At 48.1% G+C, this 208-nt stretch carries 1 protein-coding gene; it reads right to left on the minus strand.

Annotation, left to right across the window (positions count from 1 at the left end):
• Window positions 1-208: GTP-binding protein (locus tag BZJ21_RS16045; RefSeq protein ID WP_236719596.1), on the minus strand; the 208-nt coding region annotated here is incomplete at both ends.

Genomic DNA, 208 nt, shown 5'->3' on the forward strand with positions numbered 1-208 from the left:
GGGATGTAAGAATCCAGGGCTTCAGCAAGTTCAACAATCTTCTGCTCCCACTGCTCTTCACCGTTCAATGCACCCAGTGCAGAACCTTGAATTACTGGGCAGTCGTCACCTGGGAAGTCATACTCTGAAAGTAGCTCACGGACTTCCATTTCAACCAGCTCAAGCAGCTCTTCGTCATCAACCATGTCACATTTGTTCATGAACACGA

It is taken from the genome of Salinivibrio costicola subsp. alcaliphilus (genome assembly GCF_001996185.1).
GTDB lineage: Bacteria > Pseudomonadota > Gammaproteobacteria > Enterobacterales > Vibrionaceae > Salinivibrio > Salinivibrio costicola.